The organism is Pseudomonas sp. VA159-2, assembly GCF_024126635.1.
GTDB classification, from domain to species: domain Bacteria; phylum Pseudomonadota; class Gammaproteobacteria; order Pseudomonadales; family Pseudomonadaceae; genus Aquipseudomonas; species Aquipseudomonas muyukensis.
Genome location: NZ_JAMYBV010000029.1, coordinates 31,775 through 57,872 on the forward strand (window position 1 = coordinate 31,775; position 26,098 = coordinate 57,872).

Annotated in this window: 24 protein-coding genes; 17 read left to right on the top strand and 7 right to left on the bottom strand. The window is 64.9% G+C overall.

All coding sequences use genetic code 11. The features are described 5' to 3' along the window. The first annotated feature begins 21 nt into the window (after positions 1 to 21). The 10 genes from NJG22_RS21395 (at position 22) to NJG22_RS21440 (ending at position 11,537) form a co-directional block, all read left to right on the top strand. A complete protein-coding gene (locus NJG22_RS21395; protein WP_186658225.1) occupies positions 22 to 1,032 on the top strand; it encodes an ornithine carbamoyltransferase in 1,011 nt (336 codons plus the stop codon). 120 nt (positions 1,033 to 1,152) lie between these two features. After that, entirely contained in the window at positions 1,153 to 2,082 is a 930-nt protein-coding gene (gene arcC / locus NJG22_RS21400; RefSeq protein ID WP_253097572.1) for a carbamate kinase, read from the top strand. 56 nt (positions 2,083 to 2,138) lie between these two features. Continuing rightward, on the top strand, positions 2,139 to 2,501 hold the full coding sequence (locus NJG22_RS21405) for a DUF5064 family protein (protein ID WP_253097581.1): 363 nt from the start codon (positions 2,139 to 2,141) through the stop codon (positions 2,499 to 2,501). 172 nt (positions 2,502 to 2,673) lie between these two features. Then, positions 2,674 to 4,182, top strand: a complete 1,509-nt coding sequence (locus NJG22_RS21410) for a sigma-54-dependent transcriptional regulator (RefSeq protein ID WP_253097583.1) — start codon at positions 2,674 to 2,676, stop codon at positions 4,180 to 4,182. Between the two features lie 281 nt (positions 4,183 to 4,463). Further along, positions 4,464 to 4,847 (top strand): glycine cleavage system protein GcvH, encoded by a 384-nt coding sequence (gcvH, locus tag NJG22_RS21415; RefSeq protein ID WP_253097597.1) that lies wholly within the window; start codon positions 4,464 to 4,466, stop codon positions 4,845 to 4,847. A gap of 11 nt (positions 4,848 to 4,858) precedes the next feature. Continuing rightward, positions 4,859 to 7,714, top strand: a complete 2,856-nt coding sequence (gcvP, locus tag NJG22_RS21420; RefSeq protein ID WP_253097599.1) for an aminomethyl-transferring glycine dehydrogenase — start codon at positions 4,859 to 4,861, stop codon at positions 7,712 to 7,714. 156 nt (positions 7,715 to 7,870) lie between these two features. Further along, complete coding sequence (locus NJG22_RS21425; protein ID WP_253097601.1) at positions 7,871 to 9,247, top strand: L-serine ammonia-lyase; 1,377 nt, start codon at positions 7,871 to 7,873, stop codon at positions 9,245 to 9,247. A 26-nt stretch (positions 9,248 to 9,273) separates the two neighbouring features. Then, a complete protein-coding gene (gcvT, locus tag NJG22_RS21430) occupies positions 9,274 to 10,395 on the top strand; it encodes a glycine cleavage system aminomethyltransferase GcvT (RefSeq protein ID WP_253097609.1) in 1,122 nt (373 codons plus the stop codon). A gap of 348 nt (positions 10,396 to 10,743) precedes the next feature. Continuing rightward, the gene (locus NJG22_RS21435; protein ID WP_253097611.1) at positions 10,744 to 10,956 is read left to right on the top strand and encodes a cold-shock protein; all 213 of its coding nucleotides are present in this window, start codon (positions 10,744 to 10,746) and stop codon (positions 10,954 to 10,956) included. A gap of 92 nt (positions 10,957 to 11,048) precedes the next feature. After that, positions 11,049 to 11,537, top strand: a complete 489-nt coding sequence (locus NJG22_RS21440) for an RDD family protein (RefSeq protein ID WP_253097613.1) — start codon at positions 11,049 to 11,051, stop codon at positions 11,535 to 11,537. A gap of 123 nt (positions 11,538 to 11,660) precedes the next feature. Here NJG22_RS21440 and lptG read toward each other — a convergent pair whose 3' ends face one another. Both lptG and lptF read right to left on the bottom strand, forming a co-directional pair. Next, complete coding sequence (gene lptG, locus NJG22_RS21445; protein WP_253097615.1) at positions 11,661 to 12,722, bottom strand: LPS export ABC transporter permease LptG; 1,062 nt, start codon at positions 12,720 to 12,722, stop codon at positions 11,661 to 11,663. Further along, a complete protein-coding gene (gene lptF, locus NJG22_RS21450) occupies positions 12,715 to 13,830 on the bottom strand; it encodes an LPS export ABC transporter permease LptF (protein ID WP_253097617.1) in 1,116 nt (371 codons plus the stop codon). Before lptF ends, lptG begins: the two co-directional genes overlap by 8 nt. Positions 13,831 to 14,120: 290 nt before the next feature. Here lptF and NJG22_RS21455 point away from each other — a divergent pair, with 290 nt between their 5' ends. The 5 genes from NJG22_RS21455 to rlmF all read left to right on the top strand — a co-directional run bounded on the left by NJG22_RS21455 (position 14,121) and on the right by rlmF (position 20,586). After that, a complete protein-coding gene (locus tag NJG22_RS21455; protein ID WP_253097626.1) occupies positions 14,121 to 15,614 on the top strand; it encodes a leucyl aminopeptidase in 1,494 nt (497 codons plus the stop codon). A 50-nt stretch (positions 15,615 to 15,664) separates the two neighbouring features. Further along, a complete protein-coding gene (locus tag NJG22_RS21460) occupies positions 15,665 to 16,093 on the top strand; it encodes a DNA polymerase III subunit chi (protein ID WP_253097628.1) in 429 nt (142 codons plus the stop codon). A 5-nt stretch (positions 16,094 to 16,098) separates the two neighbouring features. Then, entirely contained in the window at positions 16,099 to 16,470 is a 372-nt protein-coding gene (locus tag NJG22_RS21465; RefSeq protein ID WP_253097630.1) for a DNA polymerase III subunit chi, read from the top strand. Positions 16,471 to 16,625: 155 nt separating this feature from the next. Continuing rightward, a complete protein-coding gene (locus NJG22_RS21470) occupies positions 16,626 to 19,472 on the top strand; it encodes a valine--tRNA ligase (RefSeq protein ID WP_253097632.1) in 2,847 nt (948 codons plus the stop codon). 163 nt (positions 19,473 to 19,635) lie between these two features. Then, entirely contained in the window at positions 19,636 to 20,586 is a 951-nt protein-coding gene (rlmF, locus tag NJG22_RS21475; RefSeq protein ID WP_253097633.1) for a 23S rRNA (adenine(1618)-N(6))-methyltransferase RlmF, read from the top strand. 47 nt (positions 20,587 to 20,633) lie between these two features. Here rlmF and NJG22_RS21480 read toward each other — a convergent pair whose 3' ends face one another. Continuing rightward, positions 20,634 to 20,915: an HU family DNA-binding protein gene (locus NJG22_RS21480; protein ID WP_134691715.1), complete on the bottom strand. Its 282-nt coding sequence runs from the start codon at positions 20,913 to 20,915 to the stop codon at positions 20,634 to 20,636. Between the two features lie 389 nt (positions 20,916 to 21,304). Between NJG22_RS21480 and yejK the strand changes: the two genes are divergently transcribed. Together yejK and NJG22_RS21490 are read left to right on the top strand one after the other, a co-directional pair. After that, positions 21,305 to 22,312: a nucleoid-associated protein YejK gene (yejK, locus tag NJG22_RS21485; protein WP_253097634.1), complete on the top strand. Its 1,008-nt coding sequence runs from the start codon at positions 21,305 to 21,307 to the stop codon at positions 22,310 to 22,312. A 370-nt stretch (positions 22,313 to 22,682) separates the two neighbouring features. Then, on the top strand, positions 22,683 to 22,886 hold the full coding sequence (locus NJG22_RS21490; protein ID WP_253097635.1) for a DUF3077 domain-containing protein: 204 nt from the start codon (positions 22,683 to 22,685) through the stop codon (positions 22,884 to 22,886). A gap of 46 nt (positions 22,887 to 22,932) precedes the next feature. Here the strand turns inward: NJG22_RS21490 and NJG22_RS21495 are convergent, their stop codons facing one another. The 4 genes from NJG22_RS21495 to NJG22_RS21510 form a co-directional block, all read right to left on the bottom strand. After that, on the bottom strand, positions 22,933 to 23,241 hold the full coding sequence (locus tag NJG22_RS21495; RefSeq protein WP_253097636.1) for a GIY-YIG nuclease family protein: 309 nt from the start codon (positions 23,239 to 23,241) through the stop codon (positions 22,933 to 22,935). Between the two features lie 43 nt (positions 23,242 to 23,284). Next, positions 23,285 to 23,743, bottom strand: a complete 459-nt coding sequence (locus NJG22_RS21500; protein ID WP_253097637.1) for a nuclear transport factor 2 family protein — start codon at positions 23,741 to 23,743, stop codon at positions 23,285 to 23,287. A 105-nt stretch (positions 23,744 to 23,848) separates the two neighbouring features. Then, a complete protein-coding gene (locus tag NJG22_RS21505; RefSeq protein ID WP_253097638.1) occupies positions 23,849 to 25,129 on the bottom strand; it encodes a CynX/NimT family MFS transporter in 1,281 nt (426 codons plus the stop codon). Between the two features lie 13 nt (positions 25,130 to 25,142). Then, positions 25,143 to 25,790: a FadR/GntR family transcriptional regulator gene (locus NJG22_RS21510; RefSeq protein ID WP_253097639.1), complete on the bottom strand. Its 648-nt coding sequence runs from the start codon at positions 25,788 to 25,790 to the stop codon at positions 25,143 to 25,145. Positions 25,791 to 26,098: the final 308 nt, after the last annotated feature.

The window sequence follows — 26,098 nt, forward strand, 5'->3', positions numbered from 1 at the left end:
CCGAATCCAAGGAGAACCGTCATGGCGTTCAACATCCACAACCGCAACCTGCTCAGCCTCGAACACCACAGCACCCGCGAGCTGCGCTACCTGCTCGACCTGTCCCGCGACCTCAAGCGCGCCAAGTACACCGGCACCGAGCAGCAGCACCTGAAGGGCAACAACATCGCCCTGATCTTCGAGAAAACCTCGACCCGCACCCGCTGCGCCTTCGAAGTCGCCGCCTATGACCAGGGCGCCAACGTCACCTACATCGACCCCAACTCCTCGCAGATCGGCCACAAGGAAAGCATGAAGGACACCGCCCGCGTGCTCGGGCGCATGTACGACGCCATCGAGTATCGCGGCTTCAAGCAGGAGATCGTCGAGGAACTGGCCAAGTTCGCCGGCGTGCCGGTGTTCAACGGCCTGACCGACGAGTACCACCCGACCCAGATGATCGCCGACGTGCTGACCATGCGCGAACACAGCGACAAGCCGCTGCACGACATCAGCTATGCCTACCTGGGCGACGCCCGCAACAACATGGGCAACTCGCTGCTGCTGATCGGCGCCAAGCTCGGCATGGATGTGCGCATTGCCGCGCCGAAGGCGCTGTGGCCCCATGACGACCTGGTCGAGCGGTGCAAAAAGTACGCAGAAGAAAGCGGCGCGCGCATCACCCTGACCGAAGACCCGAAAGCCGCGGTCAAGGGCGTCGACTTCGTCCACACCGACGTCTGGGTGTCGATGGGCGAGCCGGTCGAGGCCTGGGGCGAGCGTATCCAGCAACTGCTGCCCTACCAGGTGAACAAGGAGCTGATGAAGTCCACCGGCAACCCACGCACCAAGTTCATGCACTGCCTGCCGGCGTTCCACAACTCCGAGACCAAGGTCGGCAAGCAGATCGCCGAACAGTACCCGCACCTGGCCAACGGCATCGAAGTGACCGATGACGTGTTCGAGTCGCCGGCGTGCATCGCCTTCGAGCAGGCGGAAAACCGCATGCACACCATCAAGGCGATCCTGGTGTCGACCCTGGCCGACCTGTAATCCCGCGCGCCCTCTGTAGGAGCCAGCCTTGCTGGCGAACCGCTCCACCGATGCCGATGGCATTCGCCGGCAAAGCCGGCTCCTACAGGGACCGCGTCACCCAGCAGAAGGACATTCCCCATGCGTATCGTTGTTGCATTGGGCGGCAACGCCCTGCTGCGCCGCGGCGAACCGATGACCGCCGACAACCAGCGCGCCAATATCCGCACCGCCACCGAACAGATCGCCAAGATCCACCCCGGCAACGAGCTGGTCATCGCCCACGGCAACGGCCCGCAGGTCGGCCTGCTGGCCCTGCAGGGGCAGTCGTACAAGGCCGATGAAGCCTACCCGCTGGACGTGCTAGGCGCCGAGACCGAGGGCATGATCGGCTACATGATCGAACAGGAACTGGGCAACCTGCTGGACTTCGAGGTGCCGTTCGCCACCCTGCTGACGCAAGTGGAAGTGGATGCCAACGACCCGGCGTTCAAGGACCCAACCAAGTTCATCGGCCCGGTCTACGCCAAGGACGAGGCCGAGCGCCTGGCCAAGGAAAAAGGCTGGGTGGTCAAGCCGGACGGTGACAAGTACCGCCGCGTGGTGGCCAGCCCGAAACCCAAGCGCATCTTCGAGATCCGCCCGATCAAGTGGCTGCTGGAAAAGAGCAGCATCGTGATCTGCGCCGGCGGTGGCGGCATCCCCACCCTGTACGACGAAAACCGCAAGCTCAAGGGCATCGAGGCGGTGATCGACAAGGACCTGTGCTCGGCGCTGCTGGCCGAGCAACTGGAAGCCGACCTGCTGATCATCGCCACCGACGTCGACGCGGCGTACATCGACTGGGGCAAGCCGACCCAGAAAGCCATTGCCCAGGCCCACCCCGACGAGCTGGAACGGCTGGGCTTCGCTGCTGGCTCCATGGGGCCGAAGGTCCAGGCCGCCTGCGATTTCGCCCGCCATACGGGTAAAGTGGCGGTGATCAGTTCGCTGGAGAACATCGAGGACATCGTCAAGGGCACCGCCGGTACCCGCGTTTCCACCGCCAAGCCGGGAATCAGCTACCGTTGAACGCAGTTGGCCGGTGCCTGGCACCGGCCGTTTTCAACCTTCCGGAGGATTCTGTCATGGCTACTTTCGAACCCGGCCACGTGCATATTCAGCACACACCTCAAAACCTGGAGAAGTACAGCTATAACCTGAACATCTATTACTCCGTAGCGCAGGACCCCACGGAAGGCCGCTGCATGGAGTTTCGCTTGAAAGGTGAGGTTCAGGGCAAGGAGGTGGATGAAACCTTCAAGATGGCGAAAGACCAAGCTTTCAATTTCGCGAGCGATATCAGCAGACGATTGATCGTCCATGGTTTACCGGAATCCGCCATCGCTCTGGGCTCCAATCACAAATTCTATGACCTGATGTTCAAGGATATTCAGGAGCAGTTGGGGCGTAAGCCCGGCGACCCGATCAAGCCTGAGCATTTGGGATAACTCCGGGGGCTGCTTTGCAGCCCATTCGCGACACAAGGCCGCTCCCACAGGCATTTCACAGTTTACAAAAACGGTGCTTTACCCGTGGGAGCGGCCTTGTGTCGCCGGCCGTGTTGGGTTGGTCACGGCTCCCAAGGCATACTACGGCCTCCCTCGGCCATAACTGCCCCCCATGCGCATCCACGTCAGCTTCATCGACCGCGTCGGCATCACCCAGGAAGTCCTGGCCTTGCTCGGCGCCCGCAACCTCAACCTCGATGCCGTGGAGATGGTCCCGCCGAACGTCTACATCGACGCCCCGACCCTCAGCCCCGCCGTGCTCGAGGAACTGCACGACGCCCTGTTCGAGGTGCACGGCGTGCAATCGGTGGAAGTGGTCGACATCCTCCCCGGCCAGCGCCGCCACCTGCAGCTCGACGCCCTGCTCGCCGCCATGAGCGACCCGGTACTGGCGGTGGACAGCGCCGGCAAGGTGCTATTGGCCAACCCGGCGCTGATCGCCCTGTGCGGGCGCGAATCGGCCGGGCGCTCGGTGGGCGAGCTGTTCGCCGACCCCGACCTGCTCCAGGCCCTGCGGGACAACAACTTCCACCTGCCCATGCGCGAGATGCAGCTCAACGGCCAGAGCCTGTTGCTCGATGCCACGCCGATCACCCACGCCGGCGGCCTGCTGACCCTGTACCCACCGAACCGCATGGGCGAGCGCCTGTCGGCCCTGCACCACGACCACGCCGAAGGCTTCGACGCCATGCTTGGCGATTCCCCGGCGATTCGCACCCTCAAGGCCCGCGCCCTGCGCGTGGCCGCACTCGACGCGCCGCTGCTGGTGCATGGCGAGACCGGCACCGGCAAGGAACTGGTGGCCCGTGCCTGCCATGCCATCAGCAGCCGCCATGCCGCGCCGTTCCTGGCGCTGAACTGCGCCGCACTGCCCGAGAGCCTGGCCGAGAGCGAACTGTTCGGCTATGCCCCCGGCGCCTTCACCGGCGCGCAACGGGGCGGCAAGCCCGGGCTGATGGAGCTGGCCAACCAGGGCACGGTGTTCCTCGACGAGATCGGCGAGATGTCGCCGTACCTGCAGGCCAAGCTGCTGCGTTTTCTCAGCGATGGCAGCTTCCGCCGGGTCGGCGGCGACCGCGAGGTAAAAGTGGACGTGCGCATCATCAGCGCCACCCACCGCGACCTGGAGCGCATGGTTGCTGAAGGCACCTTCCGCGAAGACCTGTTCTACCGCCTCAACGTGCTCAACCTGCAAGTACCGCCGCTGCGCGAGCGCGGCCAGGACATCCTGTCGCTGGCACACTTCTTCATGCAGCAGGCCTGCACCCAGATCCAGCGCCCGGCCTGCCGCCTGGCCCCGGCCACGCACCCGGCGCTGCTGGCCAACCCCTGGCCGGGTAACGTGCGCCAGTTGCAGAACGTGATCTTCCGCGCAGCGGCCATCTGCGAAAGCAACCTGGTGGACATCGGCGACCTGGACATCGCCGGCACCTCGGTGGCACGTGGCCAGGATGGCGAGGTAGCGAGTCTGGAACAGGCGGTGGGGGATTTCGAGCGCGAACTGCTGCAGCGGCTGTATGCCAGCTACCCCTCGACCCGACAGCTGGCGGGGCGCTTGCAGACTTCGCACACGGCCATCGCCCAGCGCTTGCGTAAATATGGAATTCCAACCAAGGGTTGATTCAGCCGGCAACGACCGTATCGATTTAAATACACCGTATCGATATCGATACACATCCATTTGCATGCGTCTTTGCAAGGGTTTGATCCCTCGACGCTTTTGATTCTCTAGCCACCCGTATCGATTTCGTTCCACCCAAGCTACAAAAAACTCACGAAAAATATTCAACTACTTGATTAGAAAGGACTTTTATTAGCTGGCCGCATTATTGCTAAGGGAATTCCAACCTTAAGAGCGCGGAGCCTACCGCGCCCAACGCCCCTGCTTCCCGAGGAATTCCCATGAGCGAGTTGCGTTTCACCGAAGATCACGAATGGCTGCGCGTCGAAGCCGATGGCAGCGTCACCGTGGGCATCACCGCCTACGCCCAGAACGCGCTGGGTGATGTGGTCTATGTGCAACTGCCGGAGCTGCAGCAGTACGACAAGGGCGCCGAAGCCTCCACCGTGGAATCGGTAAAAGCCGCCAGCGGCGTGTACATGCCGCTCAGCGGTGAAGTGGTCGCGGTCAACGACGGCCTCAACGACAGCCCCGAGCGGGTCAACGAAGACCCGCTGGGCGAAGGCTGGTTCTTCCGCTTCATCCCCGCCGATATGAGCCAAGTGGCCGCCCTGCTCGACCAGGACGCCTACGACCGCCTGCTCAAAGCCAACGACGACGCCTGAGGTAGCCCACCATGACCATCAACCTCGGCACCGCCAACGAATTCATCGCCCGCCATATCGGCCCGCGCGCCGCCGATGAGCAGGCCATGCTCCGCAGCCTCGGCTTCGACTCGCTGGAGGCCATGACCGCCGCCGTCATCCCTGACAGTATCAAGGGCACCAGCGTGCTGGGCAGCCACGACGGCCAGAGCGAGGCCGACGCCCTCGCCGCGCTCAAAGCCATCGCCGGCAAAAACCAGCTGTTCAAGAACTACATCGGCCAGGGCTACTACAACACCCACACGCCGGCGCCGATCCTGCGCAACCTCCTGGAAAACCCGGCCTGGTATACCGCCTATACCCCGTACCAGCCGGAGATCTCCCAGGGCCGCCTGGAAGCGCTGCTGAACTTCCAGACCCTGATCAGCGACCTCACCGGCCTGCCGATCGCCAACGCCTCGCTGCTCGACGAAGCCACCGCCGCCGCCGAGGCCATGACCTTCTGCAAGCGCCTGTCGAAGAACAAGGCCAGCCATGCCTTCTTCGCCTCCGTGCACTGCCACCCGCAAACCCTCGACGTGCTGCGCACCCGCGCCGAACCCCTGGGCATCGAGGTAGTGGTCGGCGACGAGCGTGAACTAGGCGACGTCAGTGCCTACTTCGGCGCCCTGCTGCAATACCCGGCCAGCAACGGCGACGTGTTCGACTACCGCGAAGTGGTGCAGCGCTTCCACGGCGCAGGCGCCCTGGTGGCCGTGGCCGCCGACCTGCTGGCCCTGACCCTGCTCACTGCGCCGGGCGAGTTCGACGCCGACGTAGCCATCGGCAGCGCCCAGCGCTTCGGCGTGCCGCTGGGCTTCGGCGGCCCGCACGCGGCCTACTTCGCCACCCGCGACGCCTTCAAGCGCGACATGCCGGGCCGTCTGGTGGGCGTGTCGATCGACCGTTTCGGCAAGAGCGCCCTGCGCCTGGCCATGCAGACCCGCGAGCAGCACATCCGCCGCGAGAAGGCCACCAGCAACATTTGCACCGCCCAGGTGCTGCTGGCCAACATCGCCAGCATGTACGCCGTGTACCACGGCCCGGCGGGTCTCAAGCGCATCGCCGAGCGTACCCACGCGCTGACCGCGATCCTCGCCACCGGCCTGACCAAGCTGGGCATCAAGGTGGTCACCGAGGCGTTCTTCGACACCCTGACCCTGGCCACCGGCAGTGCTACCGCCGCCCTGCACGACAAGGCCCGTGCCCAGGGAATCAACCTGCGCCAGGTCGACGCCGCCCACCTGGGCCTGTCGCTGGACGAAACCAGCAGCCAGGCCGATGTCCAGGCCCTGTGGCAGCTGTTCAGCGACGACCAGGCAGCCCCGGACTTCGCCGCCCTGGCCGCCACCGTCGCCCGGCGCCTGCCAGCCAAGCTGCAGCGCCAGTCGGCCATCCTCGAGCACCCGGTGTTCAACCGCTACCACAGCGAAACCGAGCTGATGCGCTACCTGCGCCGCCTGGCCGACAAGGACCTGGCGCTGGACCGCAGCATGATCCCGCTGGGCTCGTGCACCATGAAGCTCAACGCCGCCAGCGAAATGATCCCGGTGACCTGGGCCGAGTTCGGCAACCTGCACCCGTTCGCCCCGGCCGAGCAGAGCCAGGGCTACCTGCAGATGACCAGCGAGCTGGAGGCCATGCTCTGCGCCGCCACCGGCTACGACGCCGTGTCGCTGCAGCCCAACGCCGGTTCCCAGGGCGAGTACGCAGGCCTGCTGGCGATCCGCGCCTACCACCGCAGCCGTGGCGACAGCCACCGCGACATCTGCCTGATCCCGTCCTCGGCCCACGGCACCAACCCGGCGACCGCGCACATGGCCGGCATGCGCGTGGTGGTCACCGCCTGCGACGCCCGCGGCAACGTCGACATCGACGACCTGCGCGCCAAGGCCATCGAGCACCGCGAACGCCTGGCCGCGATCATGATCACCTACCCCTCGACCCATGGCGTGTTCGAGGAAGCCATCGGCGAGATCTGCGCGATCATCCACGACAACGGCGGCCAGGTGTACATCGACGGCGCCAACATGAACGCCATGGTCGGCCTGTGCGCCCCGGGCAAGTTCGGCGGCGACGTCTCGCACCTGAACCTGCACAAGACCTTCTGCATTCCCCACGGCGGTGGTGGCCCAGGCGTCGGCCCGATCGGCGTCAAGGCGCACCTGGCGCCGTTCCTGCCTGGCCACGCGACGCTGGAGAACACCACAGGCGCCGTATGCGCCGCGCCGTTCGGCAGCGCGAGCATTCTGCCGATCACCTGGATGTACATTCGCATGATGGGTGGCGCCGGCCTCAAGCGCGCCTCGCAGATGGCGATCCTCAACGCCAACTACATCGCCCGTCGCCTGGAAGAGCACTATCCTGTGCTGTACACCGGTGGCAACGGCCTGGTGGCGCATGAGTGCATCCTCGACCTGCGCCCGCTCAAGGACACCAGCGGCATCAGCGTCGACGACGTCGCCAAGCGCCTGATCGACTTCGGCTTCCACGCCCCGACCATGTCCTTCCCGGTGGCCGGCACGCTGATGATCGAACCGACCGAGAGCGAGTCCAAGGAGGAGCTGGACCGTTTCTGCGATGCCATGATCCAGATCCGCGAGGAGATCCGTGCGGTGGAGACTGGCAGCCTGGACAAGGACGACAACCCGCTGAAGAACGCCCCGCACACCGCGGCGGAACTGGCCGGCGAATGGGCCCACGGCTACAGCCGCGAGCAGGCGGTCTACCCGCTGGCGAGCCTGGTGGAAGGCAAGTACTGGCCACCGGTGGGCCGGGTCGACAACGTGTTCGGCGATCGCAACCTGGTCTGCGCCTGCCCGTCGATCGAGAGCTATCAGGACGCCTGAGGCGATCTTGGGAAAGCTGGGGCCGCTTTGCGGCCCTTTCCGACCGGTCCGACGCCTCGGCAAGGCCGCTCCCACAGGGACGTCACCGCTCTTGTGGGAGCGGCCTTGCGTCGCGATGGGCTGCGCAGCAGCCCCAAAATCTTCAGGAGAAGTACCATGTCCCTGAGCGTCTTCGACCTGTTCAAGATCGGCATCGGCCCCTCCAGCTCGCACACGGTCGGGCCGATGCGCGCCGCCGCGCGCTTCGCCGAAGGCCTGCGCCGCGATGGCCTGCTGGCCAGCACGGCCAGCGTCAAGGCCGAGCTGTATGGCTCGCTCGGCGCTACCGGCAAGGGTCACGGTAGCGACAAGGCGGTGCTGCTCGGCCTGGAGGGCGAACACCCCGACAGCGTCGACACCGAAGCCATTCCCGCGCGCCTGCAGGCCATTCGCGACAGCGGCCGGCTCAGCCTGCTCGGTGAGCACGCCATCGCCTTCGTCGAAAAACAGCACCTGGCAATGATCCGCAAGCCGCTGGACTATCACCCCAACGGCATGATCTTTCGTGCCTTCGACGCCGCCGGCCTACAGATCCGCAGCCGCGAATACTATTCAGTGGGCGGCGGTTTCGTGGTCGACGAAGAGGCCGCGGGCCATGACCGCATCGTCGAGGACAGCACCGTGCTGGCCTACCCGTTCAAGACCGCCAGGGAGCTGCTGGCCCATTGCACCACGCAACAGCTGTCGTTCAGCCAGGTGATGCTGGCCAACGAAGCCGCCTGGCGCCCCGAAGCCGAGACCCGCGCCGGCCTGCTGCGCATCTGGCAGGTGATGCAGGACTGCGTCGAAGCCGGCTGTCGCCATGAAGGCATTCTGCCCGGCGGGCTCAAGGTCAAGCGCCGCGCCCCGGCGCTGTACCGCCAGCTCAGCCGCCATCCGGAGGCCAGCCTGCGCGATGCGCTGTCGGTGCTCGACTGGGTCAACCTCTATGCCCTGGCGGTGAACGAGGAAAACGCCTACGGCGGCCGCGTGGTCACCGCGCCGACCAACGGTGCGGCCGGCATCGTCCCGGCGGTGCTGCACTACTACATGCGCTTCGTCCCCGGCGCCAATGAAGATGGCGTGGTGCGCTTCCTGCTCACCGCCGCTGCCATCGGCATTTTGTACAAGGAAAACGCCTCGATCTCCGGCGCCGAGGTCGGTTGCCAGGGTGAGGTCGGCGTGGCCTGCTCGATGGCCGCAGGCGCCCTGTGCGAAGTGATGGGCGGCACCGCGCAACAGGTGGAGAACGCCGCCGAGATCGGCATGGAACACAACCTGGGCCTGACCTGCGACCCCATCGGCGGGTTGGTCCAGGTGCCCTGCATCGAGCGCAACGCCATGGGCTCGGTGAAAGCGATCAACGCGGTGCGCATGGCCCTGCGCGGCGACGGGCAGCACTACGTTTCCCTCGACAAGGTCATCCGCACCATGCGCCAGACCGGCGCCGACATGAAAAGCAAATACAAGGAGACCGCCCGCGGCGGTCTGGCCGTCAACATCATCGAATGTTGACCCGAACAAAAACCAAGGAGTCACCGATGTCCGAAACACTGCACAAGACCCCGCTGCACGCCCTGCACCTGGAACTGGGCGCGCGCATGGTGCCCTTCGCCGGCTACGACATGCCCGTGCAATACCCCCTGGGCGTGCTCAAGGAGCACCTGCACACCCGCGAGCAGGCCGGCCTGTTCGATGTCTCGCACATGGGCCAGATCATCCTGCGCGGCAGCGACGCCGCCCGCGCCCTGGAAACCCTGGTGCCGGTGGACATCGTCGACCTGCCGGTGGGCATGCAGCGCTACGCCATGTTCACCAATGCCGAGGGCGGCATCCTCGACGACCTGATGGTCGCCAACCTCGGTGACGACACCCTGTTCCTGGTGGTCAACGCCGCCTGCAAGGAGCAGGACCTGGCTCACCTGCGCCAGCACATCGGCAACCGTTGCGAGATCCAGCCGCTGTTCGAGGAGCGCGCGCTGCTAGCCCTGCAAGGCCCGGCGGCGGTCAAGGTGCTGGAGCGCCTGGCCCCTGCGGTGGCGAAGATGACGTTCATGCAGTTCCAGCCCGTTCAACTGCTCGCTGCCGACTGCTATGTCAGCCGCTCGGGCTACACCGGTGAAGACGGTTTCGAGATTTCCGTGCCGGCCGACAAGGCCGAGGCCCTGGCCCGCCGCTTGCTGGCCGAGCCCGAAGTGCAGCCGATCGGCCTGGGCGCGCGCGACTCGCTGCGCCTGGAAGCCGGCCTGTGCCTGTACGGCCACGACATGGACACCACCACCACGCCGATCGAAGCCAGCCTGTTGTGGGCGATCTCCAAGGTGCGCCGCGCCGATGGCGCGCGCGCTGGCGGCTTCCCTGGCGCAGACACCGTGTTCGCCCAGCAACAGGCTGGCGTGGCGCGCAAGCGGGTCGGCCTGCTGCCCCAGGAGCGCACGCCTGTGCGTGAGGGCGCGCAGATTGTCGACCAGGCGGGCAAGGTGGTCGGCGAAGTCTGCAGTGGCGGCTTCGGCCCGACGCTCGGCGCGCCCGTGGCCATGGGCTATGTCGATAGCGAACATGCGACCCTCGACACGGCGTTGTTTGCCGTTGTCCGTGGCAAGCAAGTTGCCCTGAAGGTCAGCAAAATGCCTTTCGTGGCGCAGCGTTACTACCGTGGCTGAATGAGTGGATTGGACGGGTTCGACATATTCGTTTTCGAACCTGTCCAATAACTTCTGAACATAGCGCCAGGCCAGGCGCCACGCCGTTTCCGACAAATCGGTCGGGGATCGGGAAAAGCCTGATTTTCACCCGCCGGAAGGGCTTGTTTTTCGCTCGGCAGTTGGCGTAGAGTCACTGCACTGTGTTTGCATGGGTCGCAACAGTTCGTGACCTGGGCCAGTAGCTGCAATCTGCTACAACCCGTTCGACGTCTCTTACTTTCCTGCAACCCAGCCCAGTAGTCTTTCACTTGCAAAAAGTGTGAAAGAAACTGTCATCAATATTTAAGCTTCATAGGAAATAAGACAATGGCTGAGCGTCAGAACGGTACCGTCAAGTGGTTCAATGACGAAAAAGGTTACGGCTTCATCACCCCAGAAAGCGGTGCTGATCTGTTTGTTCACTTCCGCGCCATTCAGGGCAACGGCTTCAAGAGCCTGAAAGAAGGCCAGAAAGTCACCTTCGTTGCAGTGCAAGGCCAGAAAGGCATGCAGGCCGACGAAGTCATTCCAGAAGCGTGACTTCCTGAAAAAAGCCCCTGTGTTGACGCACAGGGGCTTTTTTGTGCCTGTAATTCCCTAGAATGGGCCTTTGCCATCCGGAGCTGTCATGCATGTCCAAGCCTTTGCTCATTCCCCAGGGTGATTTCCCACCGGTCGGCCTGGGCCGTCGTCTGGCCGCGATGTTCTATGACTTCCTGCTGTGCACCGCACTGCTGATCGTGACCGCCGGCGCCTACAAGATGGTCCAGATGGCGATCATCGGCGAGGCGCGCATGCGCGAGCTGACCGACGCCGGGGCGCTGGATGGCGACCCGCTGCTGTCGACGATCCTGGTGTTCGCCCTGTTCGGCTTCTTCGCCAAGTTCTGGACCCATGGCGGCCAGACCCTGGGCATGCAGGTGTGGGGGGTACGCGTGCAGAATGCCGATGGTAGCGCCATCAGCCTGTGGCAGGCGCTGCTGCGTTTCGTGGTGGCGATCGCCTCGTGGCTGTGCCTGGGGCTGGGTTTCATCTGGTCGTTGTTCGACAAACGTAAACGCAGCTGGCATGACATCTACTCCGAGACCCAACTGGTACGCCTGCCCAAACGCAAGAAATAGCCACCACAGATCCCCTGTAGGAGCCAGCCTTGCTGGCGAACCCCGGCCCCCCGGTTCGCCAGCAAGGCTGGCTTCTACAGGCACAAAAAAGCCGACCCTGGGGTCGGCTTCTTGTTTGGCGGATCAGCCCGCCCTGCGCATCAGCCACAAACCGGCCAGCGCACAGATGCCGGCGGGTATCACCACCGCCAGCAACGGTGGGAAGCCGAACACCTGGCTCGACGGCCCCAGCAGATCACCCGCGATACGGAACACGAAGCCCACCAGCACGCCGGTGAACACGCGCTGGCCAAGGGTCACCGAACGCAGCGGGCCGAAGATGAACGAAATCGCCATCAACACCAGCGCCGCGGTCACTGCCGGCTGCAGCACCTTGGTCCAGAACGCCAGCCAGTAACGGGAGTTGTTCAGCCCCTGGTCGGACAGGTAGTGGATGTAGTCCCACAACCCGGTGATCGACAGCGACTCCGGTGCCAACACCACGGTATTGAGCAATTCCGGGGTCACCGAAACATCCCAGACTTCTTCAGGCGCGTTGAGCACTTCGGTGTGGTCGCCACGGAAATAGGTCGTGGCCACATCGTTCAGCACCCACTTGCCGTCCTGATACTGCGCGCGACGGGCGAAGCTGGAGGTCTGGATCTTGCGCTCGGCGTCGAAGCGGTAGCGGGTCACACCGAGCAACAGGCCGTTGGGCTGCACCGAGTTGATGTGCACGAACTCCTCGCCCTGGCGATGCCACATGCCGCGCTTGGAGCTTTGCGCCTCGCCACCGCCCTGGGCCAGCGAACGGTCGGCCTGGGCCTTGTTCTCGGTGACCGGGGCGACGTATTCGCCAATCAGCAGGCCGACCAGCATCAGCACCAGCATCGGCTTCATCACCGCCCAGACGATACGGCCGATGGACACCCCGGCAGCGCGCATGATGGTCAGTTCGCTGCTGCTGGCCAGGCTACCCAGGCCAATCAGGCAGCCGATCAGCGCCGCCATCGGCAGCATGTCGTAGAGCCGGCGCGGCGCCGTGAGCAGCACATAGGCGCTGGCATCCATCACCGTGTAGGTATTGCTCAGGTCGCTCATCTCGTCGATGAAGGCGAACAGCGAGGCCAGGCCGAGGATGATGCCGAGCACGGCGAGGATCGCCAGCAGCACGCTCTGGCCGATGTAGCGGTCCAGTTTAACCACGGGCCACCTCCGCACGACGCTCGGCACGCTTGAGGCGCAGCGGCTCCCAGTACATCAACCCGAGGCCGATCAGCAGGAACAGGGCATGGACCCACCAGATACCCAGCGAGAGGGGCAGCTTGCCCTTCTCCAGGGCGCCGCGCACGGAAATCAGCATTGTCAGATAGGCCATGTACAGGAGGATCGCCGGCAGCAGCTTGAGGAAGCGGCCCTGGCGAGGATTGACCCGCGACAGCGGCACGGCCAGCAGGGTCACCACGAACACCAGCAGCGGCAGCGACAGGCGCCACTGCAGCTCGGCACGCTCGCGCACGCCGTCATGACCGATCAGGTCGCGGGTCGGGATCGCCTCGCGTTCGGTCACCTCCTGGGCGACCTCAGGCTTGGGCAGCAGCACGCCGTAGGTGTCGTACTTGATCGCACGGTAGTCGGCCTGGCCAGGGTTGCCGTCGTAACGGTAGCCGTTTTCCAGCACCAGGTAGCGGTTGCCGTCGGCCTGCACCTCCTGGTGGCCCTTTTCGGCGACCAGTACCGAAGGCGCGCGGTCCTTGGTCTTGTCCTGGTTGAAGCGTTTCTCGGAGATGAACACCCCGGCCAGGTTGACGCGGTCATCGGACAGCTGCTCGGTGTAGGTCACCCGCGAACCGTCGCGCAGGGTCTGGAAACGGCCCGGCACCAGGGTGTCGAACTCGGTCAGGGCGTCCTGCTGGGCGATGATCTTCTGCACCTGGGCCACGCCCAGGGGGGCCAGGCTCAGGCTCAGCCAGGCCACCAGCAAGGCAATCAACGCCGCCGGCGCCATGGTCATCGCCAGCAGGCGCTGCTGGCTCATGCCGGTCGCCGAGAGCACGGTCATCTCGCTTTCGAGATACAGCCGGCCATAGGCAAGCAGGATGCCGAGGAACAGCCCCAGCGGCAGGATCAGTTGCAGGAACCCCGGCAGGCGGAAGCCCATGATCATGAACAGCACGCTCGGGTCGAGCACGCCCTGGGCCGCCTGGGCCAGGTACTTGATGAAGCGCCCGCTCATGATGATCACCAGCAGCACGGCGCTGACGGCGCTCAAGGTCACCAGGACCTCGCGGGACAGATAACGAAAGACGATCAAACCAGACACTCCTGGGTTGTCAGGGGCTCAAAGCCAGACGAACGATGCGGGCAGCCAAGCCCCATGCCGGTTCGCCAAGGCGAACCTCCATGTAAAAGTGCGCGCATTATCCTGTGATTGACGGCGCCTGTCACTTGGCGGCGCATGACGCCGCATGTCGGGGTTGTCATGAAGGTCGCGGCAGGCTCAAACTGGCAGCTTTTCCGCAGGCCGGCAGAGGTCGCCGGGGCGGTTTTCCGGGCGCGTTCACAAGACAGCGCCAACTGACAGATCATTCGGGGACTCCAGACATGGAACTGGTTGTAAAAAGCGTAGCCGCTGTATCCGTCAAGACCGCCACCCTGGTCGTGCCGGTGGGCGAAAACCGCAAGCTCGGCGCCACCGCCAAGGCCGTGGACGATGCCAGCGGCGGTGCCATCAGCGCCCTGCTCAAGCGCGGCGACCTGGCCGGCAAGCCGGGCCAGACCCTGCTGCTGCACAGCGTGCCGGGCCTGAAGGCCGAGCGCGTGCTGCTGGTGGGCAGCGGCAAGGACGAAACCCTCGGCGACCGCGCCTGGCGCAAGCTGGCCGCCAGCGTCGCCGGCGTGCTCAAGGGCCTGGGCGGCAGCGACGCGACGCTGGCCCTGGACGACCTGGCCGTCAGCGGCCGTGACGGCCACTACGGCAAGTACCGCCTGCTGGCCGAGACCCTGCTCGACAGCAACTACCTGTTCGACCGCTACAAGAGCCAGAAGGCCGAACCGCGCGCCCTGAAGAAAATCACCCTGCTCACCGCCAAGGCCGGCCAGGCCGAGGTCGAGCGCGCCGTCAAGCACGCTAGCGCCATCGCCACCGGCATGGCCTACACCCGCGACCTGGGCAACCTGCCGCCGAACGTCTGCCACCCAAGCTTCCTCGCCGAGCAGGCCAAGGACCTGGGCAAGGCGCACAAGGGCCTGAAGGTCGAGGTGCTGGACGAGAAGAAGATCAAGGACCTGGGCATGGGCGCGTTCTACGCCGTGGGCCAGGGCAGCGACCAGCCGCCACGGCTGATCGTGCTCAGCTACCAGGGCGCCAAGAAGAGCGAGAAGCCGTTCGTGCTGGTTGGCAAGGGCATCACCTTCGACACCGGCGGCATCAGCCTCAAGCCCGGCGCCGGCATGGACGAGATGAAGTACGACATGGGCGGTGCCGCCAGCGTGTTCGGTACCCTGCGCGCGGTGCTCGAGCTGCAGCTGCCGATCAACCTGGTGTGCCTGCTGGCCTGCGCCGAGAACATGCCGAGCGGCGGCGCCAGCCGCCCGGGCGACATCGTCACCACCATGAGCGGGCAGACCGTCGAGATCCTCAATACCGACGCCGAAGGGCGCCTGGTGTTGTGCGACGCACTGACCTACGCCGAGCGCTTCAAGCCGCAAGCCGTCATCGATATCGCCACCCTGACCGGCGCCTGCGTCGTTGCCCTGGGCGGCCACACTTCGGGCCTGATGGGCAATGACGACGAGCTGATCGGCCAACTGCTGGACGCCGGCAAGCGCGCTGACGACCGCGCCTGGCAACTGCCGCTGTTCGACGAGTACCAGGAGCAACTGGACAGCCCGTTCGCCGATATCGCCAACATCGGCGGGCCGAAAGGTGGCGCCATCACCGCTGGCTGCTTCCTGTCGCGCTTCACCAAGCAGTACCACTGGGCGCACCTGGACATCGCCGGCACCGCCTGGATCAGCGGCGGCAAGGACAAGGGCGCCTCGGGCCGCCCGGTCCCGCTGCTCACCCAGTACCTGCTGGACCGCGCCGGCGCCTGATGGCGCCCCACCGCTGGCGCCCTCGCGCCGGCGGCGGGCACTGACCGACCATGAGCCAAGTCGACTTCTACATCCTGCCCACCGACGCCCTGTCGGCGCGGCTGGATTTCGCCTGTAAACTCTGTGAAAAGGCCTGGCGCCTCGGCCATCGGGTGTACCTGCATTGCCAGGACGAGGCGCAACGCAGCGAGCTCGACCTGCGCCTGTGGCAGTTCAAGGGCGAGGCCTTCGTGCCCCACGACCACGCCGAACAGCATCCGCACGCCATTGTCGCACTGGGCATCGGCAGCGATGCCGGCGAACACCGTGACCTGCTGATCAACCTGGGCGGCGCTGTCCCCGCCTTCGTCGGCCAGTTCGAGCGGGTCGCCGAGATCGTCGTCGAGGAGCCGGCCATCCGCCTGGCCGCACGCGAGCGATTCCGTTTCTACCGCGAACAGGGCTATGCTCTGCAAGACCACCGCTTACAGCGACTTTGACGACGATGGACAAGCAGCTGAACTCCCTCACCCATTCCGCCCACCTGCTCGACGACCTCGAATCGATTCGCGAGCTGCTGGGTGACGCCGACCTGCAACCGCCCCTGCTGACCGAGACGGTCGAGCAGATTCCGTTGCTGCTCGACGAACCCGCCGGCGCCCCGGCGCCGGTCGCCGAGCCGGCATCTGCGCCTGCCCCCGAAGACGATGCCCAGACCCGCCGCCAGGACACCCTGCTGCACCTGGACGCCGAACTGCGCACCGCCGCCCAGCAGATCATGCAGGACGTGATCAACGACTTCACCCCGCATATCGAGACCGAGATCAAGCGCCGCCTCGATGCGCGCCTGGAGCGCTTGCTCAAGCGTTCCGAGTGATCCCGTTGGCCAGCCAGGCTGGCTCCTACGCACGATCCCCTGTAGGAGCCAGCCTGGCTGGCGAAATCGCTCATCCCCTCCCCTGTCGCCTGCGGCCTCCACGTTGGTTATACTTCCCGGCTTTCCCGAATTAATGCCTAAGGGTCCCGCCGCGCATGGATAAGACCTACCAGCCGCACGCCATCGAAACTTCCTGGTACAACACCTGGGAGTCCGAGAACTATTTCGCCCCACAAGGTGCAGGCGAGTCCTACACCATCATGATCCCGCCGCCGAACGTCACCGGCAGCCTGCACATGGGCCACGGCTTCAACAACGCGATCATGGACGCCCTGATCCGTTTCCGCCGCATGCAGGGTCGCGACACCCTGTGGCAGCCAGGCACCGACCACGCCGGCATCGCCACCCAGATGCTGGTGGAGCGCCAACTGGAAGCCAAGGGCCAGAATCGCCACGACCTGGGCCGCGACAAGTTCCTGGAAAAGGTCTGGGAATGGAAGGACCAGTCCGGTGGCAACATCAGCCGCCAGATTCGCCGCCTGGGCTCGTCGGTGGACTGGAGCCGCGAGCGCTTCACCATGGACGACGGCCTGTCCGAAGCGGTCAAGGAAGCCTTCGTGCGCCTGCACGAGGACGGCCTGATCTACCGCGGCAAGCGCCTGGTCAACTGGGACACCAAGCTGCACACGGCGATCTCCGACCTCGAAGTGGAAAACCACGACGAGAAAGGCCACCTGTGGAACCTGCGCTACCCGCTGGCCGATGGCGCCAAGACCGCCGAAGGCAAGGACCACCTGGTGGTCGCCACCACCCGTCCGGAGACCCTGCTCGGTGACGTCGCCGTCGCCGTCAATCCGACCGACGCGCGCTACCAGGCACTGATCGGCAAGTTCGTCGAGCTGCCGCTGGTCGGCCGTCGCATCCCGATCATCGCCGACGACTACTGCGACCCCGAGTTCGGCACCGGCTGCGTGAAGATCACCCCGGCCCACGACTTCAACGACTACGAAGTCGGCAAGCGCCACAACCTGCCGCTGCTGAACATCTTCGACAAGAACGCCACCGTGCTGGCCGCGGTCCAGGCATTCAACCTCGACGGCAGTGTCAACGAGCAACTCGACACCTCGCTGCCGGCCCAGTACGCCGGCCTCGACCGCTTCGTCGCGCGCAAGCAGATGGTCGCCGACCTCGACGCCCAGGGCCTGCTGGTGAGCATCGACGACCACGCCCTGAAGGTGCCCAAGGGCGACCGCTCCGGCACCGTCATCGAGCCGTGGCTGACCGACCAGTGGTACGTCTCCACCAAGCCGCTGGCCGAGCCTGCCATCGCCGCCGTGGAAGACGGCCGCATCCAGTTCGTGCCCAAGCAGTACGAGAACATGTACTTCTCCTGGATGCGCGACATCCAGGACTGGTGCATCAGCCGCCAGCTGTGGTGGGGCCACCGCATCCCGGCCTGGTACGACGAGGCCGGCCAGGTCTATGTCGGCCGCGACGAGGCCGAAGTGCGCGTCAAGCACAACCTGGGCGCCGACGTGGCGCTGCGCCAGGACGACGACGTACTCGACACCTGGTTCAGCTCGGGCCTGTGGACCTTCTCGACCCTGGGCTGGCCGGAGCAGACCGAGTTCCTGAAGAAATTCCACAGCACCGACGTGCTGGTCACCGGCTTCGACATCATCTTCTTCTGGGTTGCGCGCATGATCATGCTGACCATGCACCTGATCAAGAACGAGGACGGCACCCCGCAGGTCCCGTTCAAGACCGTGTACGTGCATGGCCTGGTGCGCGACGGCCAGGGCCAGAAGATGTCCAAGTCCAAGGGCAACGTGCTGGACCCGCTGGACATCGTCGACGGCATCACCCTCGACGCCCTGCTGGAAAAACGCACCAGCGGCATGATGCAGCCCAAGCTTGCCGAGAAGATCGCCAAGCAGACCAAGGCCGAGTTCCCCGAAGGCATCGCCAGCTACGGCACCGACGCCCTGCGCTTCACCTTCTGCTCGCTGGCCTCCACCGGCCGTGACATCAAGTTCGACATGGGCCGCGTAGAAGGCTACCGCAACTTCTGCAACAAGATCTGGAACGCCGCCCGCTACGTGCTGGACAAGGGCGAGGACTGCGGCCAGAACGGCGAGGCCTACGAGCTGTCGCTGGCCGACCGCTGGATCATCTCGCAGTTGCAGCGCACCGAAGCCGAAGTCACCCGCCAGCTCGAGCAGTTCCGCTTCGACCTGGCCAGCCAGGCGCTGTACGAGTTCATCTGGAACCAGTACTGCGACTGGTACCTGGAGCTGTCCAAGCCAGTGCTGTGGGACGAAAACGCCCCGGTCGAGCGCGCCCGCGGTACCCGTCGCACCCTGGTGCGCGTGCTGGAAGTGGCCCTGCGCCTGGCCCACCCGTTCATGCCGTTCATCACCGAAGAGATCTGGCAGCGCATCGCGCCGCTGGCCGGCATCGACGGCAAGACCATCATGCTGCAGCCGTGGCCGGTAGCCGTCGAGGCGCGTATCGACGCTGCCGCCGAAGGCGACATCGAGTGGCTCAAGGAACTGATGGTCGGCCTGCGCAACATCCGCGCCGAGATGAACATCGGCCCAGGCAAGCCGTTGCCGCTGTTCCTGAAGAACGCCAACGCCGACGACCAGCGTCGCCTGCAGGAAAACGAAGCCCTGCTCAAGAAGCTGGCCAAGGTCGAGTCGTTCACCGTGCTGAGCGAACAGGACGAAGCACCGCTGTCGGCCACTGCCCTGGTGGGTGACCTGCAAGTGCTGGTACCCATGGCCGGCCTGATCGACAAGGACGCCGAACTGGCGCGCCTGAGCAAGGAGATCCAGCGTCTGCAGGGTGAAGTCCAGCGTGTCGGCGGCAAGCTGTCCAACGCCGCCTTCGTCGACAAGGCCCCGCCGGCGGTCATCGAGAAAGAACGCGCCAAGCTGGCCGAGTCGGAGCAGGCCCTGGCCAACTTCACCGAGCAGCACGCGCGGATTGCAGCGCTGTAACAACCTGATAGACCGCTGGGGCCGCGTTGCGGCCCTTTCGCGACACAAGGCCGCTCCTACAAGGACGGCGCCGGATCGAGAGGCGCCGCTATCCTGTAGGAGCGGCCTTGTGTCGCGAAAGGGCTGCAACGCAGCCCCAGGGCCTGCAACACCGGATCCGACCATGACCGACAAACCTACCCTGCACCCACGCAACCGTCACCAGGGCCGCTACGATTTCCCGGCGCTGATCAAGGCCCACCCGGACCTCGCCCGCTTCACCATCACCAACCCCCACGGCAAGCCCAGCATCGACTTCGCCAACCCCGAGGCCGTGCGGGTGTTCAACCGCGCCCTGCTCAAGGCCCAGTACGGTATCCAGCACTGGGACATCCCCGCCGACTACCTGTGCCCGCCGATCCCTGGCCGCGCCGACTACATTCACGTGCTGGCCGACCTGCTGGCCGAGGACAATGCCGGCGAAATCCCCCGTGGCGCCCAGGTGCGCGCGCTGGATGTCGGCGTCGGCGCCAACTGCATCTACCCGCTGCTTGGCCACAGCGACTATCGCTGGCGCTTCCTCGGCTCGGACATCGACAGCGTCGCCCTGGCCTCGGCCAAGGCCATCGTCCAGGCCAACAAGCTCGACAAGGCCATTGGCCTGCGCCTGCAACCTGAGCGCAAGCACATCCTCAGTGGCCTGCTGCAGGCCGACGAGCGCTTCGACGTCACCCTGTGCAACCCGCCCTTCCACGCCTCGCGCGAGGAAGCCACCCGCGGCAGCCAGCGCAAATGGAAGAACCTCGGCAAGCAGGACCCCAAGCGCAAGCTGCCGGTGCTGAATTTCGGGGGGCAGAACAATGAACTGTGGTGCGAAGGCGGCGAGATCCGCTTCGTCAGCCAACTGGTCGGCGAAAGCGTGCAATACGCCGCGCAGGTGCTGTGGTTCACCAGCCTGGTATCCAAGGCCAGCAACCTGCCGGGCATCGAGGCGGCCTTGAAGAAGGCTGGGGTGAAAGCCTTGCGCATCGTCGAGATGGGCCAGGGGCAGAAGCAGAGCCGCATGGTCGCCTGGAGCTTCCAGGACGACGCGGCGCGCCAGCAATGGCATGCCTTGGGTAAATCGCAGGCATGAAAAAACCGCGCCCGGGCAAGCCGGGCGCGGTTTCGTCAAATCAACAATTACTTGTTGATCGAGTCGGTCAGCACCTTGGCTGGAACGAACTTGACGACTTTCTTGGCAGCGATTTCGATGGCGGCGCCAGTCGAAGGGTTGCGGCCGGTGCGGGCAGGACGCTCGGTGACTTTCAGCTTGCCGATGCCTGGCAGGGTGATTTCGGCGCCGTTTTCCAGTTGGTCGGCAACGATCTGGCCCAGTTGCTCCAGAGCAGCACGCGCGGTGGTTTTCGGCGCGTCGATGGATTCAGCGATATCGGCAATCAGTTGGTCTTTGGTCAGTGCCATGGTGGTGTTCCTTCCCTATCAAATTCAGAGGTTGTGCAGCGTGCTTGTCGGTGGTCGGGCCAGCCCGGGACATTCCAGAGGCCGCGTCGATCGCGTATGTAGATACGCAAATCGGCGTTTGGTTCGACGCCCGCAAGCGGTCTGCCAGCAATGCGCCACCCAAGGGGCGCAAGACCGCGCAAAGCTACCACAGGAATCGATAAATATCCGCCCTCGACACTGATTTTGTGCAGGTTTTTCGGGGGTTTCGGAAAAAACCGCAAAAAATTGAACAAAAAACGAACAACCGGCATTTACGCCAACATCTGGCCACTGCACCGTGCTCACCCTGAGGTAAACTTAGCGCCTTTTGCAGCGCGGCCCATGCCGCCCTTTACCCCGAGAATTCCATGCCAATCCGTCATTGCATCGTTCACCTGATCGACAAGAAGCCCGATGGCAGCCCCGCCGTGCTGCATGCCCGCGACAGCGAACTGGCAGCCTCCGACGCCATCGAAAACCTGCTGGCCGACCTCAACGACAGCTACAACGCCAAACAGGGCAAGGCCTGGGGCTTTTTCCACGGCGAGTCGGGTGCCTACCCGTTCAGTGGCTGGCTCAAGCAGTACCAGGACGGGGAAAAGGACTTCGCCAGCTTCAGCCGTATCGCCGTCGAGCACCTGCAGAAGCTGATGGAAGAATCCAACCTCTCCACTGGCGGGCACGTGCTGTTCGCCCACTACCAGCAAGGCATGACCGAGTACCTGGCCATCGCCCTGCTGCACCACAGCGAAGGCGTGGCGGTGAACGCCGAGCTGGACGTGACCCCATCACGCCACCTGGACCTGGGCCAGCTGCACCTGGCGGCGCGGGTCAACCTGTCGGAGTGGAAGAACAACCAGCATTCCAAGCAGTACATCTCGTTCATCAAGGGCAAGAACGGCAAGAAGGTCTCGGACTACTTCCGCGACTTCATCGGCTGCCAGGAGGGCGTCGACGGCCCGGGCGAAACCCGCACCCTGCTCAAGGCGTTCAGCGATTTCGTCGAGAAGGAAGACCTGCCCGAAGAAGCTGCCCGGGAGAAGACCCAGACCCTGGTCGACTACGCCACTACACAGACCAAACTGGGCGAGCCGATGGCGCTGGAGGAGCTCTCCAGCCTGATCGACGAGGACCGCCCCGAGGCGTTCTTCGACCACATTCGCAACAGCGACTATGGCCTGTCGCCGGAGATCCCGGCCGACAAGCGCACCCTCAACCAGTTCCGCCGCTTCACCGGGCGCGCCGAAGGCCTGTCGATCAGTTTCGAGGCACATTTGCTGGGTTCGAAGGTCGAGTATGACGAAGAAGCCGGGACGCTGGTGATCAAGGGCTTGCCGACCCAACTGATCGACCAGCTGAAACGGCGCAAGGACTGAGATCGCGGGGGGCGCATTGCGCCCCTATCGCGACACAAGGCCGCTCCCACAGGGAAACGCGATCATCTGTAGGAGCGGCCTTGTGTCGCGAAAGGGCTGCAAAGCAGCCCCAGTGATCTCAAGTAGATCGCCGTTTTTAAGACTTTCCCCATTCCCTGTAGTCCATTTCCCAAACATACTTCCAAGCCCTTTCAAGCCATTGCGGTGCTCTGGGTTGGCCTCTAGTCTCGGACGGTCGCTGCAAAATCAGCGACCGTGCTTTGACAGGCCGACTCAAATACGAACCGTATGGCTTTGCCTTTATGGCGGCTGTGCGTGGGGCATCCGAGCCCAATCGGGGGGCAAGACCAAGCTCTACCAAGGCGAAGGCATGACCGACCCGCTGTTCTGCATCGAGCCCGGCATCCCCTGCCAGCACGCCCGCGACCAGGCCTCGGAGTTGATGGGCTGCGTACGCGACCTGACCATCACCGGGATCATGGAGGAAAAGCCCCAACTGCTCTGGGCATCGTATTACCTGAGCGCGCTGGCCAAGGCGCTGATGGATGATGCCGAGCTCGGCATGAAGCACTAGAAACCTCGCGGGACAAGGCGGCGCAGCAGATCTGCACGGTGACGTGTCATGGGGTCGTGGCGAGCGTGACGACACCACCGGTGTAGGAGGCCACCAACGCCTCCTTCGCCGCCTTACGCAGCTTCTTCACCAACCGCTCCTGGCGCAGCGCCTCGCCCTTGTCGGGCCACTGCTCGACGTACACCAGCGCTTGCGCCGGGCTGGTCTTGAAATACCGCGCCCCCTGCCCTTTCTGGTGCTTGATGAAGCGCCGCTGCGGGTCGTCGCTGATACCGCAGTACAGCGAGCCGTTGGCGGCACGCACCAGGTAGACGTACCAGGGTTTGCAGTCGGGGGAAGGCGCTGATTCGCTCACGGCTCGGTTCGGTGCAACGGAAGAAGGTCGCCAGCTTAACGCCTCAGCGCGCCTGCTGGAATGCGCGAAGCCCCTTGAACGCCTGCTGGCGCACCTTGTTCTGCAGCATCGGCGTCCAGCCCAGCAGCACGCCGGGCATGCCCAGTGCCTGGCGCGACCAGCGCCACAGGTCGAAGGTATCGTCGTGCTGGCATATCAGCCCGTCGCGAATCACGAAGCGTGCCTGGATATCGTTGACCACCACCCGCCCCGTCTGGCTGAACAGGTAGGTGGCCACCCAGTGCGCGCCATCGCTGCGCACGTCGTCGAAGGTCAGGGTGAAGTCCTTGGCGCGGGTGGTGAGCATCCGCCACATGTCCCCCGCGTCGCGCCCGCACAAAGTGCCAAAGACCGGGTCGCTGAAGACGATGTCTTCGCTGTAGCAGGCCACCATGGCCTCGGCGTCCAGGCGCTGGAAGGCCTGGTAGAAACGGGTGATCAGGGCGCTGTTGGCATCGCTCATGGACTGTTCCTGCGCAAGGTGCGAAACCCGCAAGATACTGCCTGGATGCCCGCAACACCATGCTCATTCGCCGCGTGAATGACGATCGCGGTACAGGCCCTCGGCCTAGACGCGCTCGCTGTCGACCTGCACATGCAGCGCCCGCCCGGCGCCCAGCCCGCATACGATCGCGCCGATACCCAGCACCGCGAAGATCCAGCCCACCGCGCTCCAGCCTGCGGTCAGATCATGCACCAGCCCCACCGCGAACGGCCCCATGGACGCCAGGGTGTAGCCGACCCCTTGGGCCATGCTCGACAGGTTGGCGGCCACGTGTGCGTCCTTGGAGCGCAGCACGATCAGGGTCAATGCCAGGGCAAAGGTGCCGCCCTGCCCCAGCCCGAGCAGGATCGCCCAGCCCCACAGGCCCTCAATCGGCGCATACAGGCAGCCGAACAACCCGGCCAGGGTCACCAGCATCACGATGACGATGGCCAGCCGCTGGTCCTTGCCGCGCGTCGCCAACCAAGGCGCGCTCAAGGCGCTGACCAATTGCACGATCACCGACCCGGACAGCACCAGCCCTGCCTCGGTCGGGCTCAGGCCACGGCCGATGAGGATCGACGGCAGCCAGCCGAAGACGATATAGGCCAGCGACGACTGCAACCCCATGTACAGGGTGACCTGCCAGGCCAGCGGGTCGCGCCACAGCCCACGCACCCGGTAGGTGGCCTTGTGCAACCCATGGCCCTGGCGTGCCTGGGGCAGCCACACCAGCATCGCCAGCAGGGCCGGCAGCAGCCAGAAGCCCAGGCCGATGGCCCAGCTGTCGTCGAAGTGCCGGGTCAAGGGCACGGTGGCGCCGGCGGCCATGGCCGCGCCCAGGCACAGCGCCATGGTGTAGACCCCGGTCAGGGTGCCGGCGTGCTGCGGGAAGTCGCGCTTGACGATGCCGGGCAACAGCACGCCGATGATGCCGATGCTGGCCCCGGCCATCAGGCTGCCGAGGAACACCCCGGCGCTACCCAGCGCGCTGCGCACCAGGATGCCCAGGGCCAGGGTCAGGAGGATGCCGAGGATCACCCGCTCGCTGCCGAAACGCCGCGCCAGGATCGGCGCCAGCGGTGCGAAAAGCCCCAGGCACAACACCGGCAGGGTGGTCAGCAGGCCTGCTTGCGAGGCATTCAGGCCTAGACCTGCGCTGACCTGGCCGAGCACGGGCGCCATGCTCGACAGGGCCGGGCGCAGGTTCAGCGCCACCAGCACCAGCCCCAGCAACAGCAACCAGGGCCGGCGCAGCAACACGGGTTGCTGCTGGACCTGCTCGTCGTCGGCTTCGGCGTCGATCAACAGCTCTTCAAGTTCCGCCTCGCGTTGGGCGGTGTCGTGGTTCGCTCGTTCGGCCATGGCCTTCTCGCTGTCAGGATTCGATGAGGGTCCGGCTCAGGTGCTTGGCCCGTTGCGGATCACGTTGTTCGAGGGCGTCGACGATCTCTGCGTGCAGGTCGAACACGGCCTGGCAGCGGGGGACGGTGGACATGTTGTGTTGCAGGGCGGCGGCGGCCACGCCGGAAAAATAGCGGTAGAGCTCGCTCAGGGCGGGGTTGTGGGCGGCGTCGACCAGCAGCTGGTGAAACTGGATGTCGCAGGCGACATAGGCGGTGATATCGCTGTGAAAATGCGCGGCGCTGTGTTGCAGGGCTTCGCGCAGTTGCTGCAGGTCGTGCTCGGTGCGGCGCAGGGCGGCCAGGCCGATGGCTTCGGCCTCGAGGATGTGGCGGGTTTCGCGGGCGTGTTCGACGGTGCAGCGGGACATGGCCTGGACGGCTTGCAGCGGGTCCGAGACGGTACGCAGGTAGCTGCCGTCGCCCTGGCGGATTTCCACCAGGCCGCTGAAGGCCAGGACGCGCATGGCTTCGCGCACGGTGTTGCGGCTGATGCCCAGGTCGCTGGCCAGCTCCGGTTCGGTGGGCAGGCGTTGGCCTATCGACCAGGAGCCCCTGGCGATGCGGTCGCGGAGCTGGTCTACGGCTTGTTCTACCAGGGAGCGTTTGGTTAGCTGGGACACTTAGCGGGAACGTCCGGTCATCGGATGAATTTTTTGGGACGATAGCGGGTTGGTGGGGGGGATGCAAGGGTTCGGGTTCGGGTTTTATAGTGTGGGTTTTGTATTCTTTATGCGCATTCGTAGATGATGTCGACGTATAGTCACCTTTTCGCCCTTACGGCGACCTACTTTTGCACGCGGGCAAAAGTAGGCAAAAACCGCTGGCTCCATTCATCCGGCCCCTACGCTACGCTCCGGGGTTCCCTCGCTCCGTTCTTGCTCCCGTGGGTACCGCGCTGTACGCCCCATCCTGGGGCGCAGCGCTCGAC